The 15,301-nt window shown below is 33.2% G+C and carries 16 protein-coding genes; all 16 read left to right on the top strand.

The features are described from left to right. Nucleotides 1-5: 5 nt before the first annotated feature. Nucleotides 6-1,256 (top strand): lipopolysaccharide biosynthesis protein, encoded by a 1,251-nt coding sequence (locus FHS86_RS17720; RefSeq protein WP_429416933.1) that lies wholly within the window; start codon nt 6-8, stop codon nt 1,254-1,256. A 1-nt stretch (nt 1,257) separates the two neighbouring features. Then, complete coding sequence (locus tag FHS86_RS17725) at nt 1,258-2,394, top strand: NAD-dependent epimerase/dehydratase family protein (protein ID WP_429416936.1); 1,137 nt, start codon at nt 1,258-1,260, stop codon at nt 2,392-2,394. 89 nt (nt 2,395-2,483) lie between these two features. Then, entirely contained in the window at nt 2,484-3,473 is a 990-nt protein-coding gene (locus FHS86_RS17730) for a hypothetical protein (RefSeq protein ID WP_429416939.1), read from the top strand. 91 nt (nt 3,474-3,564) lie between these two features. Then, a complete protein-coding gene (locus FHS86_RS17735; RefSeq protein WP_429416942.1) occupies nt 3,565-4,662 on the top strand; it encodes an O-antigen ligase family protein in 1,098 nt (365 codons plus the stop codon). Nucleotides 4,663-4,996: 334 nt separating this feature from the next. Next, nucleotides 4,997-5,443 (top strand): YhcH/YjgK/YiaL family protein, encoded by a 447-nt coding sequence (locus tag FHS86_RS17740; protein ID WP_429416945.1) that lies wholly within the window; start codon nt 4,997-4,999, stop codon nt 5,441-5,443. A gap of 4 nt (nt 5,444-5,447) precedes the next feature. Next, nucleotides 5,448-6,338 carry an NAD-dependent epimerase/dehydratase family protein gene (locus FHS86_RS17745; protein WP_429416947.1) on the top strand — a complete coding sequence of 297 codons (891 nt, stop codon included), beginning with the start codon at nt 5,448-5,450 and terminating at the stop codon, nt 6,336-6,338. Further along, complete coding sequence (locus FHS86_RS17750; RefSeq protein ID WP_429416949.1) at nt 6,328-7,014, top strand: acylneuraminate cytidylyltransferase family protein; 687 nt, start codon at nt 6,328-6,330, stop codon at nt 7,012-7,014. Before FHS86_RS17745 ends, FHS86_RS17750 begins: the two co-directional genes overlap by 11 nt. Nucleotides 7,015-7,241: 227 nt before the next feature. Then, the gene (locus tag FHS86_RS17755; protein ID WP_429416952.1) at nt 7,242-8,024 is read left to right on the top strand and encodes an HpcH/HpaI aldolase family protein; all 783 of its coding nucleotides are present in this window, start codon (nt 7,242-7,244) and stop codon (nt 8,022-8,024) included. Further along, entirely contained in the window at nt 8,021-8,698 is a 678-nt protein-coding gene (locus FHS86_RS17760) for a cytidylyltransferase domain-containing protein (protein WP_429416955.1), read from the top strand. The genes FHS86_RS17755 and FHS86_RS17760 overlap by 4 nt, the downstream gene beginning before the upstream one ends. A gap of 4 nt (nt 8,699-8,702) precedes the next feature. Further along, nucleotides 8,703-9,683: a phosphoglycerate dehydrogenase gene (locus tag FHS86_RS17765; RefSeq protein WP_429416958.1), complete on the top strand. Its 981-nt coding sequence runs from the start codon at nt 8,703-8,705 to the stop codon at nt 9,681-9,683. A 7-nt stretch (nt 9,684-9,690) separates the two neighbouring features. Next, nucleotides 9,691-10,491: a 6-hydroxymethylpterin diphosphokinase MptE-like protein gene (locus tag FHS86_RS17770; RefSeq protein ID WP_429416960.1), complete on the top strand. Its 801-nt coding sequence runs from the start codon at nt 9,691-9,693 to the stop codon at nt 10,489-10,491. A 143-nt stretch (nt 10,492-10,634) separates the two neighbouring features. Further along, on the top strand, nt 10,635-11,375 hold the full coding sequence (locus FHS86_RS17775) for a WecB/TagA/CpsF family glycosyltransferase (RefSeq protein ID WP_429416963.1): 741 nt from the start codon (nt 10,635-10,637) through the stop codon (nt 11,373-11,375). Nucleotides 11,376-11,423: 48 nt separating this feature from the next. After that, on the top strand, nt 11,424-12,359 hold the full coding sequence (locus FHS86_RS17780; RefSeq protein ID WP_429416966.1) for an NAD-dependent epimerase/dehydratase family protein: 936 nt from the start codon (nt 11,424-11,426) through the stop codon (nt 12,357-12,359). Nucleotides 12,360-12,371: 12 nt separating this feature from the next. Then, the gene (locus FHS86_RS17785; RefSeq protein ID WP_429416969.1) at nt 12,372-13,625 is read left to right on the top strand and encodes a polysaccharide biosynthesis protein; all 1,254 of its coding nucleotides are present in this window, start codon (nt 12,372-12,374) and stop codon (nt 13,623-13,625) included. Between the two features lie 466 nt (nt 13,626-14,091). Then, nucleotides 14,092-14,388, top strand: a complete 297-nt coding sequence (locus FHS86_RS17790) for a GIY-YIG nuclease family protein (protein ID WP_429416972.1) — start codon at nt 14,092-14,094, stop codon at nt 14,386-14,388. A 16-nt stretch (nt 14,389-14,404) separates the two neighbouring features. After that, nucleotides 14,405-15,079, top strand: a complete 675-nt coding sequence (locus FHS86_RS17795) for a sugar transferase (protein ID WP_429416974.1) — start codon at nt 14,405-14,407, stop codon at nt 15,077-15,079. Nucleotides 15,080-15,301: the final 222 nt, after the last annotated feature.

Genomic DNA, 15,301 nt, shown 5'->3' on the forward strand with positions numbered 1-15,301 from the left:
CTAAAATGTTAAGAAAAATAAGTTTTATTGCTGTAAACATATTTAGTAGTGGAATCCTTTTCACAAAGTTGCTGCTATTTTTAAAATATTTGCCCGACAAAGATCTAGGTGCAATTATGCTATTTCAGGCTGTTATATCGTTACTGGGGCTTGCCCAAGTAGGTTTGTTTAACGGGGGACTTAGAATTTTTTCAATTGATAATGAAAAGAATAATTTTAAAACTACAAATAACTCAATCTTTACTTATGTCATTATAATTACATTCTTACTTGTTTCAGGTGCTTTGCTTTTCTCATTTTTTTTTGAGTTTGATTTAATAATTTTTCTAATTGCTTCATTAACCGGCGGTTTTTCCTTATTGAAGAATTGGTTTTCAAATTTACTCATAGCTCGCAAAAAACTAAAAGAAATTAATATCTTAAATTTTTGTAGCGCTATTGTATCAGCAGCTTTGGCCTTTACTATATTTTATTGGGGTGTAATTGGTGCAATTATATCTATTGGTAGCATGTATGTTGTTTTTGTTGTGCTTTTCTTTATATTACAGAGAGAATATGTTCCAAGCAAAATACAACTTGACATAACAATCATAAAAAAAATGCTTTCATTTGGATTTATTCCTTATTTAAGTGGAATTGCAGTTCTCTTAAACAATCAAATTGATCGCTTTTTTATCGCTCAGGCAATTTCTTTAGAAGCATTAGGTCAATTCTATTTAGCAACAACATTTATTACTATTTTTAATTTATTCCCTGTCAATTTAAATTCTTTATTTATGCCTTCCGGTGTAAATAATTACACAAATCGTAATTTAAAACAAACCATAAATTCTGCGAAAAACTATTTTTTTATACTTACTTTATATGCGTTTCTTTCTACATCTGTATTGTTTTTGTTCGGTGAATTAATTATTGGTGCTATCTTTCCTGACAAAATTGAGCAACTCAAATTTCTATTCATTATGATACCAGGCATTATTGCTTTGTTGTTATCAAAACCATTCAGTTACGTTTTATATATTTCTCTAAACCTAAAGGCATTATTGTGGTCGAACTTAGTTTCTCTTTTTAGTTATGTATCAATACTAGTTTTTTTGCTAATAATTTCAAATTTTACAATCGAGAATGTAGCATACGCCAAATCGTTTCAAGGTATATTAGTACTAGTATTTCTCCTCATTATTACATTCTCAAGTTGGAGAAAGATTAAAAGTTTTGAATATATTTCTGAAAACAAATACTCAAAAAACGTCTAAAATGAAAAAAATTCTTATTACAGGTGGTGCTGGTTTTATTGGTTCCAATATTGCTATTAAATTAATTTCAATGGGATTCAAAGTACGTGTATTAGATAATTTATCACCTCAGATACATGGCAATAAGCCTGAAAGTACATCTCCCTTATATAAGACAATAATTGGTAAAGTAGATTTTATAAAAGGAACAGTTACTTCAAGAGAAGACTGGATAAAAGCCATAAATGGGCAAGATGCGATTATTCACTTGGCAGCTGAAACAGGTACAGGTCAATCAATGTATGAAATTCATCGATATTGCGATGTGAATATAAGAGGCACAGCAATAATGCTTGATATATTAGCAAATGAAAAACACTCAATAGAGAAAATAATTGTTGCCTCTTCTAGATCAATCTATGGTGAAGGAAAATACTTATGCAGAACACATGGTAGTGTCTATCCAAATAAAAGAAATGAAAAGGATATGCTTGCAGGTGACTTCGATTGTAAATGTCCACTATGTAATAAAACAATATCTTTACTTCCTACTACTGAAGATTCCAAGATTCATCCAAATTCAATTTATGGAATAACAAAACAAAACCAGGAACAAATGGTATTATTGATGGGAAAAGTACTAGGGATTAACACTGTAGCTTTGCGTTATCAAAATGTCTTTGGTCCTGGTCAATCATTATCCAATCCTTATACAGGTATTCTATCTATTTTTTCAAATTTGATACTGCAAGAAAAAGAAATAAATATTTTTGAAGATGGAAAGGAAAGTCGTGATTTTATTTATATAGATGATGTAGTTGATGCAACTACTTTATGTTTGGAAAAAGATGGAGCTAACAATTGTGCACTTAATGTAGGAACAGGAATACCAATAGATGTCGAAAACGTAACAAAAACACTTTTGAAAAACTATAGTAGTCAAAGTAATTATAGAATTAGTGGCAATTATAGAATTGGTGATATTCGACATAATTTTGCAGACACTACAATGATCGAAAAAACCTTAGGTTTTAAGCATAAAGTCAGTTTCAGTGAGGGAATATTATCTTTTACAAATTGGGTGAAACAGCAGAAAATTATACCTTCTCTATATGAAACTGCAATTGAAGAAATGAAAAATAAGAATTTATTTAAATAAAAATTCTATAATTAAAAACTATACTGAATTTAAGAAAGAACTAAATAAAATACAAAAACTTTTAATGCTAAAGAATTTAGATTAAACCGATGGCTATAAACAAACTTAAAAATAAAAGAATTCTATATTTAGGAATCGAATTTTATAATTATCATAAAGAAATAATAAAGACACTTGAATATTATAAAGCTCTAGTTAAATTTTATCCAGTTGTTAAATATGGAAATGTATATACCTTTCTTAACCTAATATCGAAAAATCTTCTTCAAAAATATTTAAAAAATTATGGGGATAAGATTATCCATAGAATACATGATGATTCTTTTGATTATGTCTTCGTTATACAGGGTTTTCAGCAAGACGAATGGTTTTATAAAGAGCTAAAAAAAAAATTACCTAAGGCACTCTTTATAATGTATCATTGGGATTCTTTGAAAAAACATGATTATTTAAATTTAATTAAATATTTTGATCGTATTTTTTCATTCGACTACCAAGATGCAGCTCAACACACAGTAATCAATTATCTTCCACTTTTTTATATAAATTCTTACAATGTCACACGCTTTAAAAATGAATATTTTAAATATGATCTGCTATTTGTTGGTAAGCTTAAAAACCATTTTAAGAGATATGAGTACGTTGAAAATCTCAGAAAATATGCAACCGAGAATAAATTAAATGTATATATTCATCTTTATACTGATTATAAGTTCTTTCTAAAAATGTTACTAAAAGGAAAATTATTACGAAATGTGAAATTCAATACATTATCTTCTGAAGAAACAAAAAATCTTTTTGACATGAGCAATGCTATTGTTGATTTTCACGATCCTGATCAAACTGGAATTACGATGCGATCAATAGAGGCTTTAGGTAGTTGTAAAAAACTAATAACAATCAATAAGACAATTCTTTTTGAGCCAATATATTCTCCCAATAACGTATTCATAATTAATCCTCGTAATGAAAGCTTCCTAAAAGAATTTTTAAATATTCCATATCAAGAAATGCTTGTTCGTGAAAAGTATTCAATCAATACCTGGATTTTGACTATTTTTTGTAATAATGATAAATAAAATAAAAATTTATGACTATGTTTTGGTATTTATAGTCATCGCCATATCCGGATTTCCTTCTTTCGTTGATCATGAGATAATATTTCTGACAATGATCAATGTTTTAGCTGTTTGGTATTTAATAAACAACAAACTTAAACTTAGCCGTACACTTATATATTTTATTGGTATATTTATAATATCTATCTTTATTCATTATTATTCGAATTCTTTATTCCCAACTCGAACAATTTTTGGAATACTATCCAGAATATTTGCGGGCTTTTTTGTATTTAGCTTACTAAAAGAAAAAATACTGAATATTTATGTGAAGATATTTACTTTCTTATCTAAAATTAGTTTAATATTATTCATATCGTTTACATTATTTCCATCACTTTTTGAATTTGTAAAAAATCATGCAATACGCTCTGAATCTTTTGGAATAAATAATATACTTTTTTATAGTTTATTGGATAATTACAGACATAGAAACCCTGGACCATTCTGGGAACCAGGTGCTTTTGCTGGTTATTTAATAATCGCATTAATTTTTGAATTTCTATTGAATAAAAATACCTTTACAAAACGATATTTTCTATTTTCAATCACTTTATTAACAACTCAATCTACCACCGGGATTTTAGCACTTTTCTTAATCACTATATTTCATTTATATAAAAATCATAAGATCAATAAGGTATTTAAACCAATTCTCTTATTATCTCTAATTTCAATTTCAACATACATGTACATGAATTCTAATCTTTTATCGGAAAAGATAAATAATCAGATTGAATATGGATTGGATTATAGATCAGGACATCAAAAATATTCAAGTGCTAGATTTGTACATTTTTTTAGAGATCTCGATCAGATTATTGAAAAGCCAATATTTGGCTGGGGAGTTTCTAATGAAACTAGACTTTTGGAATATGATGAGCATTATGCTTCAATTACAAATGGAACTACAGATCTTATTGTTAGATATGGATTTTTCGGATTTTTTCTGTTCTCACTAGGATTGTATAATTCCTTCTATCGAATAAACCAAGACATGCTTTATTCACTTTTCATCGTTTTTATTATCTATTTCATTTCATTTTCCGAAGCATATTTTAGGTATACTTTTATCTTTTGCCTTCCACTTTTAACTACTCTTAGATTTAAGTTTAACGCAGAAGAAACATTGAATAAAGTAAAGTCATAAAATGTAACATTAGGTAATATCTATAACTACCTAATTTATCGAATAATATACATATTATAACTAAATTCAAATTGTGAATAAAAGCCAAATCATACATTTATGTCTGTTTGTATTAAAAGACAAAACTTAACATTATAGCATGAAACCTTATATAAAAGAGCAACCATAAAAATTAATAGACTTGATAACATTAGTATTTAATATTGGTGAGTATCTCTATACCCAACAAATTATATTTGGTATGCTTATAAAATTAAACTATATTCTTTCTATCAACAATTTTTTTAAAACTTAAAATATAGTGACATAACTATTAATCATAAATACTACCAACATGATATATGACAAAATTACAAGCTACCAAAATTACCTTGATATTCATCCTAAATTCAAAAAGGCTTTCCAATATATAATTGAAACGGATTTTTCAAAAATAGAACCAGGAAAGTACGAAATTGATGGAAGTAACCTCTTTGCACTTGTTCAGGAATTTGAAACTAAAAATGAGGAAGCGTGCAAATTGGAGGCTCATCTTGAATACATCGACATTCAGTATGTTTATATTGGGACTGAGATGATGGGGCATTGTTTATTATATGAACAGAATCCTATAAATGAGGGATACAAAAATGACGTTGCCTTTTTTAATGATCATACAGTAAACATGAAGGTTTCAGAAGGAGAATTCATCATTTTTTATCCACATGATCTGCACAAACCTTGCATTAAATACATTGAAAATTCAACGGTGAAAAAAATAGTTGTTAAGGTTAAAATTTAGTTGCATGAATAAAAAGGTGGTGGTTTTTGGTGGCGGTGGTTTTATTGGAGGTTATGTAGTTAACGAGCTACAAAAACGAAACTACAATGTAATTGTTGCAGATCTTAGCGAACCGAGATATTTACAATCAGCTCAATTTGAAAGGTGTGATATTCTTGATGCTAAAAAGGTTAATGAAATTATTGGAAAAGGGGTTGATTACGTTTACAATTTTGCCGGATTCGCAAACCTGGAAGATGCTAATAATAATCCCCACTTAACCTTTCAATTAAATGTTCTGGGAAATTTGAATATACTTCAGGCATGCGCAAACAATAACATCCAGCGATTTATCTATGCAAGTAGCGCTTATGCCATGAGTTCAAAAGGATCATTCTATGGAATAAGCAAATTAACATCCGAGAAGATAATCGAAGAGTTTCAGATAAAATACCACCTTGCCTATTCCATAATAAGGTATGGCTCACTTTATAGTGAGCAAAACCATCACAACAACTACATTTACAATCTAATTAAAGAAGCAATATCAACACATTCCATTAATCATAAAGGAAATGGTGAAGAATACCGGGAATATATCCATGCAGCTGATGCAGCTTCCCTTTCAGTTGACATTCTGGAAAGTGAAAAATTTGTAAATCAACATCTAATATTGACTGGACTGGAGAAAATGCAACGGATTGAATTATTCAAAATGATTGCCGAAATAATGAACATCGAACTCAATATCAAATTAAACACGAGTGCTGAACATGACCATTATGAAATAACCCCCTACTCATTTCATCCCACTTCAAGCAAAAAACTAATTGCAAATCCATATATAGATTTGGGGCAGGGATTATTAGAATGTATAAAGAATATTTCAAATGAAATAAACCTCAATGATAAATAATATGCCAAAAGTAAATTTTATAATGCCAATGAAAGGTCACTCGGAACGAGTTCCCAATAAGAACCTAAAAATTTTTGTAAATAAACCTCTATTCCATTATGTTTTAGAAGAATTATTAAAAAGTAAATATTTGGAAAATGTTTATATCAATACCGATTCTGAAAAGATCATTGAGAATGTAAGTGATTTTTTTCCTTCAGTTAAGATAATAAATCGTCCTACAGAACTAGTGGGTGATTTTGTTTCAATGAATAAAATTATTGAATACGATTTATCACAAATTAATGGTCAGGTATTTCTTCAAACACACAGTACCAATCCACTATTGACAGTTGACACCCTTGATAAGGGTATTGAGGCTTTTTTTAAAAATCAAGATAAACACGATTCCGTGTTCTCTGTTACCAAATGGCAAACCCGTTTTTACTGGCAGGATGGCTCACCGATAAACCACAATCCGCAGGAACTTTTACGTACGCAGGATTTACCACCAATGTTCGAAGAAAACTCAAACTTTTATATTTTCACAAAAGATTCATTTAAAGCATCAGGAGGTAAACGCATCGGTGTAAAACCATTTATGTTTGAGATGCCACCTATGGAGGCTGTAGATATCGATACTGAGTTCAATTTTAATTTAGCCCAACACATTTACAAAACATTAAACAATATTTAATGAAACAAGCCATAAGGTGTTATCTCTCACAGAGGTAGATGATTATGATGGCGAGTTCCATGTGACAAAAAATAACAAAAAATAAACAAATGAAACAACCATGATAAAAATCTGACACACAGGAGGATGAATATTTCTCATAGGAGTTCCATCAGGGTAGCATTTTTGTTATGATAAAAATAGTTTCGATCCATAAAGATAATCAGTAACTTAAAAGAAATAAAGAGATGAAATTTATTGAAAAAGTTAGAAGTATTCAGAAAGGTAATAAAGAATTGATTCTGGGTAGTTGGATAAACACTGCAAGTCCAATTGTAGCTGAGATAATGAGTAATGCAGGCTTTGACTTTCTATGTATTGATGCTGAACACTCGGCCATTGATATTAATACTTCATTGCAATTATTTCAGGCAATAAAAGCGGGAAATCCTGCTTGTACTCCATTGGTCAGAATGCAAGGGAATAATTATGCCGACACCAAACGTTACCTTGATGCGGGAGCTTTGGGGGTGATTGCACCTTTAGTTAATTCCAGAGAAGAAGTAGAATACTTAATTAAGTCAGTAAAATATCCCCCATTAGGCAATAGAGGGGTCGGATACGGTCGAAGTCATGCTTATGGTTTTGCATTCGATCAATACATGCAAGATGCAGAGGATAACATTTTCATAGCCATTCAAATAGAACATATTGATGCTGTAAATAATTTTGAAGAAATGGCACAAGTAAAGGGTTTAGATGCCATTTTTGTTGGACCTTACGATTTAACAGCATCAATGGGAATAACTGGTCAATTTGACCATCCCGATTATCTGAAAGTTTTAGAAAAAATTAACTCTGGTTGTAAAAAGCACAACATTATTGGCGGAATTCATGTTGTGCAACCAAACCCACAAGAAGTACTTGAAAAGCACAGTATGGGCTACAACATGATAGCATATAGTTTGGATATTACCATTATTGGATCGAATTGTCGAAATGCATTAAACCAAATAAATAACTCGTTATGATCTACAATAAAAAAGTAACTGCCCTTGTTCCAATCAAAGCCGACACTGAGCTAATAAACGGGAATTTAAGAATGTTCAATAACAAGCCACTTTATAAATCGTTGTTGGATAAGCTTGAAAATATTTTTGCAATCGACGAAATTCTTGTAGATACAGACATAAAAGAGCTTGAATCCGAATTAGCAAAACTTTACAATAAAGTTAAATTCGTTTCACGCCCCTTAGAACTATCAGGTTCTGATATTGATATTAATGATGTTCTAAAATATGATGTTTCACAAAGTCCAGATGGTGAAATATATATCCAAACCCATATCAATAAACCATTATTGAAAAAAGAAACAATCGCAAAAGCACTGAAAAAATTTGTTGAATTGGAAGATCAGTATGATTCACTTTTTTCTGTAAACACCTATAAAAGTCGGTTTTATAATCACCATAATCAGCCAATAAATCACGAAAAAGAACATCTCATAAGAACAAGAAAATTAGATCCTGTTTATGAAGAAAATTCATGTTTCTATATTTTCACAAAAGAATCTTTTAATGCTACAAATCATAGAATCGGTAATAAACCATTTCTATTTGATATTTCTTCTATCGAAGCGATTGAGTTGGAAGATGGACTATCATACAAATTGGCTGAAATCTTAATGTTGTATCAAGAACTTTAATAAGATGGAAAAATATAAAATTTTAATCACTACCTATCCATTTGGCAAATGTGGTATTAAACCATTGGAAATCCTGGAATCAACAGGGCACATTGTAGTGAATAATCCGTTAAACCGAAGGCTTAGAGCATCTGAAATACCTGATTTGATAAAAGATTTTGACATAATCATTGCAGGAACAGAACCTTACCCTATTGAAGCAATTGAAAATTCGAACGTAAAGGCAATTTGCAGAGTAGGTATTGGTCTTGATAATGTCCCCCTTAATTATTGCAAGGAAAAAGGAATTACTGTTGCCTATACGCCCGATGCGCCGTCTCAGGGTGTTGCAGAACTTACGGTTGCAAACATATTAAACCTAAGTCGAATGATATTGAAATCAGACCATTCCGTGCGTGAAGGAGCATGGAACAGGTATTTGGGCTTCCTTTTGGAAGAAATGACCATTGGCCTTGTTGGTTTAGGTAGAATTGGTAGTAAAGTAGCTAAACTATTGCAACCATTTAACACAAAAATACTAGCCACCGAAATAATTGATAAAACCGATTTGGTAAAAGAATTAAAAATTGAACTGGTGGATAAAGAAACCTTATTCCGAAAAAGTGATTTAATTTCACTACATATTCCCAGTAATAAGGAGAACTTTAAATACACGAACAGAGAATCCATAGCATGGATGAAAACAGGAAGTTTTTTAATAAACACTTCTCGTGGTCCAGTGGTTGATGAAGATGCTCTTTATGATGCACTAATTCAAAACCATTTAGGTGGTGCTGCTTTAGATGTTTTTAATGAAGAACCATATGAAGGTAATCTAACCAAATTAGATAATGTTATTTTCACAGCTCACATGGGTGCATCAGCACAGAAATCACGATTCCTCATGGAACTGGGAGCAGCTGAAGATTGCATTCATTTTATTAACGGCAATAGTCTTAATAATAATGCACTTATCGAAGAAAACTTAAAAGTTAGCAAAGATTAAAAAAGTCATGAATAAATATAAAATAGAAGAACTATCCTTAAAAAGAATTTTTAAGGGTGTACAAAGGAGAATAATTAATATTCCACATAAGTTTGCATGGGTGTTTTCACAGGCTGCTAAAGATAATCGTAATAAACTTAAAAGGTTTTATAATATACACTCTGGGGAAAGATGCTTTTTGATTGCCAATGGACCAAGCTTAACGAATACAAATATTAATCTTTTAGCAAATGAGATAACCTTTGGTTTAAATCGGATTTATCTGAATTATCCAAATATGGAATTTACACCAAACTATCTTGTATGTATTAATAAACTCGTTTTAAATCAATTTGCAAATGACTTCCACAATGAAAAAATGCCAAAATTTTTCAACTGGGAAAGTCGCAATATTTATAAGAATGATAATGACATCTACTTTGTTGGAAATGGTTTAAATAGTATTAAATTTTCTAAAGACATTTCTAAATCCTTAACTCCAGCTGCTACCGTTACTTATGCTGCCCTTCAAATTATCTTCTATATGGGCTTCAAGGAAGTAATCATAATTGGTATGGATCATAGTTTTCAATTTAAAGGAAAACCGAATGAAGCTCAAAAAAGAAACGAGGAACGAGATATAAACCATTTTGCACCCAATTATTTTCCTAAAGGATCAAAATGGGAAACACCTGATATAGTAGCAACAGAATATTTCTATCGTATTGCTAAACAGGAGTTTGAAATGGACGAAAGATTCATTTACGATGCTACAATTAATGGGAAATGTACTATTTTTGAGAAAAGAGATTTGGAATCATTTTTTTAAATTAAGAGTAGTATTATTGAAATAAAACATTTATAAATATTTAACACATCACCAGTAATCCAATAATAACAATAATAATAAATAGTGTAGTTAATTAACTACACTATTATCTGTTCTATTTTAAATCAAATTAAATTTCTTTGATGAGCACTTACTTCAATATTAAACTCGAATTCAATCAAGAAATATTTAATCATACTCTTGACGTAGCAATCAAAGATCGGCAAAAGGGCTATGTTTGCGTAGTAGATGCAAATGTACTAACCATTGGGCAAAAAGATAAAAACTACAGAGAAATATTAAACAATTCAATTATAAATTGCTGCGATGGCAGTTCCATTGCGTGGCTGGCAGGTTTACTTCACAAAAAAAAATATAAAGCCTTCAACGGACCTGAAATTTTTGAAATATATATTGAGAAAAAATACAAGCAACTTTTGTTGGGTAGTACAGAGCCAACAGTTGAAAAAATCAAAAAAAAATTAATACTGAAAGGTATTGAACCTGATCATCTTTCTTTTATGCAGGTTCCGTTCATGCCTGTTGATGAGTTTGACTACGAGGCAATAGCACTGGAAATAAACCATTGCATGCCTGAAATAATTTGGGTTTCCTTGGGGGCACCCAAACAAGAAATATTTATGTCAAAATTATTGCCCCACATCAATTCCGGTATAATGTTTGGTATTGGAGCAGCTTTTAATTTCTATGTTGGAGAAATAGTGCTGCCAAAAACCCGATTAGGTACACTGCGTTTCATCTGGTTAAGCCGTATTTTTAGTGAACCAAAAAAACAAATTACAAGAGTTTTACCTTATCTTTATATATTGCCAAAGCTTTGGTGGCAAGAAAGAAAAAAAATAATAAACGAACGTAGTCTTTAAGTTTAAAAAGAAACCCGTTCTCACCAAGTATTGATTACCAAAATAATTATGAACATTCTAATTACTGGCATCCATGGTTTTGTAGGCTCGAACTTAACAAAAGCATTGCATATGCAACATACGTTGTACGGTCTCGATATTGTTTCTCCCAAGAAAGAAGGGATCCAAAAAAACTTTTCGTGGGCTGAACTTGCAAACAATAATATACCAGAAGTTGACGCAGTTATCCATTTGGCAGGCAAAGCCCACGATACTAAAAACCAAACCAACGCACAAGTATATTTTGACATCAATACCGGGTTAACCAAGCAAATATTCGACTGGTTTTTAAAATCCAATGCCAGTAAGTTTATCTTCTTCAGCTCGGTAAAAGCAGTGGCCGACAAGGTTATTGGAGATGTATTGACTGAAAATGTTAAACCAGCTCCCATAGGACCTTACGGTGAAAGTAAAATAGTAGCTGAAAAATATATATTAAGCCAGGCTCTATCAGAAAATAAAAAGGTTTACATTCTTCGGCCTTGCATGATTCATGGTCCTGGTAACAAGGGGAACCTAAACCTTTTGTATCAGGTTCAGGTAAAAGGTATTCCATGGCCATTGGGGGCTTTTGAGAATAAGCGTTCGTTTTGTTCTATTGGAAATCTTATCTATGCAGTTCAGCAACTCATAGAAAAAGAAATTGAGTCGGGTATTTACCAAGTTGCCGATGATGAGGCTTTAGCTACAAATGAGCTGATCAGTATTATAGCAGGTTCACAAAACAAGCAGGCTAATATTTGGCGTATTCCTATTAATTTTATTAAAGTACTTGCCCGCATAGGCGATTTTCTTCATTTGCCTTTAAACAGCGAACGCCTCAAAAAATTAACCGAATCGTATGTGGTATCGAACCAAAAGCTTAAAACGGCTTTGGGGATTATAAAGATGCCTGTTACTGCCGAAGACGGATTGAAAAGAACAATGGAGTCATTTAAGAAATAAATTACAATTATTATGCAAACAAACTTCAACCTCGATCAATTCATCAAAACCTTCGTTACCAAGCGTGACATAAGTTTGTTGAAAGAGGATTTCGAAAAATACAATTACGAGTTAAGTAAACGCATCAACGGTAAAAAGGTGTTGGTTATTGGTGGTGCAGGAACCATTGGCTCCTCCTACATTAAGGCCATATTAAAATTCAAAATAGCCAAATTAGTGGTGGTTGATATCAATGAAAACGGGCTAACCGAACTGGTACGCGACTTACGCAGTTCCGAAGGCTACAACATCCCTGAGGAGTTTATCCCCTACCCTGTGAATTTTGGACATCCTGTATTTGAGAAAATATTTCGCCATCATGGTCCTTTTGAGATCGTAGCAAACTTTGCTGCCCACAAGCACGTGCGCAGCGAAAAAGACATTTTCTCCATAGAGGCTATGATCGAGAACAACGTGTTGCGTGCCCGCAAACTGTTGGATTTATTACTACAATACCCGCCCGAGCATTTCTTTTGCGTAAGCACAGACAAAGCCGCCAATCCTGTAAATATTATGGGTGCCAGCAAAAAATTGATGGAAGAATTGATAATGGCTTATGCCAACAAGCTACCCATCAAAACCGCACGTTTTGCCAACGTGGCTTTCTCCAACGGTAGCTTGCCCTTAGGCTTTATCGATAGGTTGAATAAACAACAACCCTGGTCGTGCCCCTTAGGCATACGTCGCTTTTTTGTATCACCCCGGGAGTCGGGTGAACTTTGCCTCATGGCCTCCATCATGGGTGAATCGGGCGATATCTTCTATCCGAAGTTGGATGAAGAAAAAGACATGATCCCCTTTGACCAAATGGCCATCGACCTGCTCCACTCCCTCAACCTCGAACCCGACATTTGCAAAACCGAACAGGAAGCCCGTAAAAAAGCACTAAAGCTCCAAAGTGCACTGAACCAACAACCGACAAGCAGCAACCAGCAACCGGCAACCTGGCCCATCTACTTCTTCGGCTCCGACACCTCCGGCGAAAAAAGCTTTGAAGAATTCTTTACCGAAAAAGAAGAGCTGGACAATGATTCCTTCATTAACCTGGGGGTTATCAAGAACTCTGTAAAACGCGACATCAAAGAAATCGATACCATCTTTGATCAGCTTCACAACTTGTTTGAATCAAATAAAGTCACAAAGGCTGCCATCGTGGAGATTCTCAAAAGCTACCTCCCCAATTTCGAACACATCGAAACTGGCAAAGGGCTGGATTCAAAAATGTAAAAAGTAAGATTTTCTAAGGAAGCTCCACTCCGTTACGGCTTCGGTCGTTCCTCCCTCGCAATGACGGGCTACGCAATAGTGGTAAGGGAAGGGGTTTGGCGGCTTCGCCGCCGTTTGCGGTGCAGGCAGTTCCTCATCGGGATCGCAATCGAAAATCACTTTTAGGTAATGACGGGCTTTTCACACGGTAATGAGATTGCTTCTCCCGATTTCGTTCCTCATCGGGATCGCAATGACGGGCTTCGCACACGGGATAAGGGTTGGGGTTTGGCGGCTTCGCCGCCAAACCCCAACCCTCCCAATACCCCAAGCCGCCCGTCATTGCGAGGACGACGAAGGAGGACGAAGCAATCCCCATACTTTCTCAAGCCGCTCGTCATTGCGATGAATTTTTCTGAGGCACGAAGAAAAATGAAGAAGCAATCTCATGTTCTCAGGTAGCTCGCAAATTATAATCTTAATACTCATGCACAAAGGAGGATTTGTTTACATCCTAACAAACCAAAACCATACGGTTTTGTATACAGGTGTCACAAGTAATTTGGCAAATCATGTGCATCAACACAAAACTGGTGCATTTAAAAATGCATTTACTTCAAAATACAATACGAATATTTTAATTTATTATGAAGTTTTCGATCACATTGAAGATGCAATAACAAGAGAGAAGCAGCTCAAAGCAGGTTCACGACAAAAGAAAATTGAACTCATTCAAAAAACCAATCCTGAATGGAAGGAACTTAAAGCACCAATCTACTATTAACAAAAAAAGTTAACCCATGTATCAACACTTCTTCAAGCGTATCATCGACTTCATCCTGTCCTTAATCGCCTTAACCATCTTATCCCCTATCTTGATTCCAGTGATAATTGGACTCTTACTCACTGGCGAGCATTATGTGTTCTATTTCCAAAAACGTATTGGGTATAAAAACAAACCCTTCTTCATCTGGAAATTTGCGACCATGTTAAAAGCAAGTCCGAGTTTGGCTGGCGGTCTTCATACTACAAGAAAAGACCCAAGAATATTGCCTATGGGAGGTTTTCTGCGCAAAACAAAAATTAATGAATTACCACAAATCATCAACATTCTCAAAGGTGACATGAGCATTGTGGGACCACGTCCATTGGTAGATAAGACCTTTGCACCCTATTCCGATGAAGTAAAAGCCAATATCTACAATGTAAAACCTGGCTTAACAGGCATAGGCTCCATTGTATTCAGGGATGAAGAGCGCTTGCTTTCTGAAACAACCATGCCCATGGAAGAGTTTTATGCCAAACACATCTCCCCCTACAAAGGTGAATTAGAGCTATGGTATCAAAAACACCTTTCTTTATATACCGATCTAATGCTAATCTTCCTAACTGCCTGGGTCATTGTTTCCCCTGAAAGCAATTTGGTTTATAGGGTGTTTAAAGATTTACCTGAAAGACCAACAGATTTGCAATAATATAAACATTCATTTATATCACCTTTTCCAAAGCTCGAAACTGTGGAAAAGTTTATTTCTACATTGCATCAGTGCAAGCCACTTCCATGCAAATACGCAACTATTGTGAGGGTTTCACTACCCCATCCCTCTCCTGACGTAAGTGGAGTCCTCACTGATACGGCAGATTCCTTGCAACACAGCAAGTTCTATGCATCAAAATAGATTACAAATTCATTTTTA

Source organism: Roseimarinus sediminis, from assembly GCF_050433125.1.
GTDB lineage: Bacteria > Bacteroidota > Bacteroidia > Bacteroidales > Prolixibacteraceae > Roseimarinus > Roseimarinus sediminis.

Bases quoted from the DNA above. Each gene is read 5' to 3' on its own strand.
- FHS86_RS17795 (WP_429416974.1), top strand. From the start codon at position 14,405: ATGTATCAACACTTCTTCAAGCGTATCATCGACTTCATCCTGTCCTTA.
- FHS86_RS17770 (WP_429416960.1), top strand. From the start codon at position 9,691: ATGAATAAATATAAAATAGAAGAACTATCCTTAAAAAGAATTTTTAAG.
- FHS86_RS17780 (WP_429416966.1), top strand. From the start codon at position 11,424: ATGAACATTCTAATTACTGGCATCCATGGTTTTGTAGGCTCGAACTTA.
- FHS86_RS17725 (WP_429416936.1), top strand. From the start codon at position 1,258: ATGAAAAAAATTCTTATTACAGGTGGTGCTGGTTTTATTGGTTCCAAT.
- FHS86_RS17765 (WP_429416958.1), top strand. From the start codon at position 8,703: ATGGAAAAATATAAAATTTTAATCACTACCTATCCATTTGGCAAATGT.
- FHS86_RS17735 (WP_429416942.1), top strand. From the start codon at position 3,565: ATGATCAATGTTTTAGCTGTTTGGTATTTAATAAACAACAAACTTAAA.
- FHS86_RS17785 (WP_429416969.1), top strand. From the start codon at position 12,372: ATGCAAACAAACTTCAACCTCGATCAATTCATCAAAACCTTCGTTACC.
- FHS86_RS17730 (WP_429416939.1), top strand. From the start codon at position 2,484: ATGGCTATAAACAAACTTAAAAATAAAAGAATTCTATATTTAGGAATC.
- FHS86_RS17755 (WP_429416952.1), top strand. From the start codon at position 7,242: ATGAAATTTATTGAAAAAGTTAGAAGTATTCAGAAAGGTAATAAAGAA.
- FHS86_RS17790 (WP_429416972.1), top strand. From the start codon at position 14,092: ATGCACAAAGGAGGATTTGTTTACATCCTAACAAACCAAAACCATACG.
- FHS86_RS17775 (WP_429416963.1), top strand. From the start codon at position 10,635: ATGAGCACTTACTTCAATATTAAACTCGAATTCAATCAAGAAATATTT.
- FHS86_RS17740 (WP_429416945.1), top strand. From the start codon at position 4,997: ATGATATATGACAAAATTACAAGCTACCAAAATTACCTTGATATTCAT.
- FHS86_RS17760 (WP_429416955.1), top strand. From the start codon at position 8,021: ATGATCTACAATAAAAAAGTAACTGCCCTTGTTCCAATCAAAGCCGAC.
- FHS86_RS17750 (WP_429416949.1), top strand. From the start codon at position 6,328: ATGATAAATAATATGCCAAAAGTAAATTTTATAATGCCAATGAAAGGT.
- FHS86_RS17745 (WP_429416947.1), top strand. From the start codon at position 5,448: ATGAATAAAAAGGTGGTGGTTTTTGGTGGCGGTGGTTTTATTGGAGGT.
- FHS86_RS17720 (WP_429416933.1), top strand. From the start codon at position 6: ATGTTAAGAAAAATAAGTTTTATTGCTGTAAACATATTTAGTAGTGGA.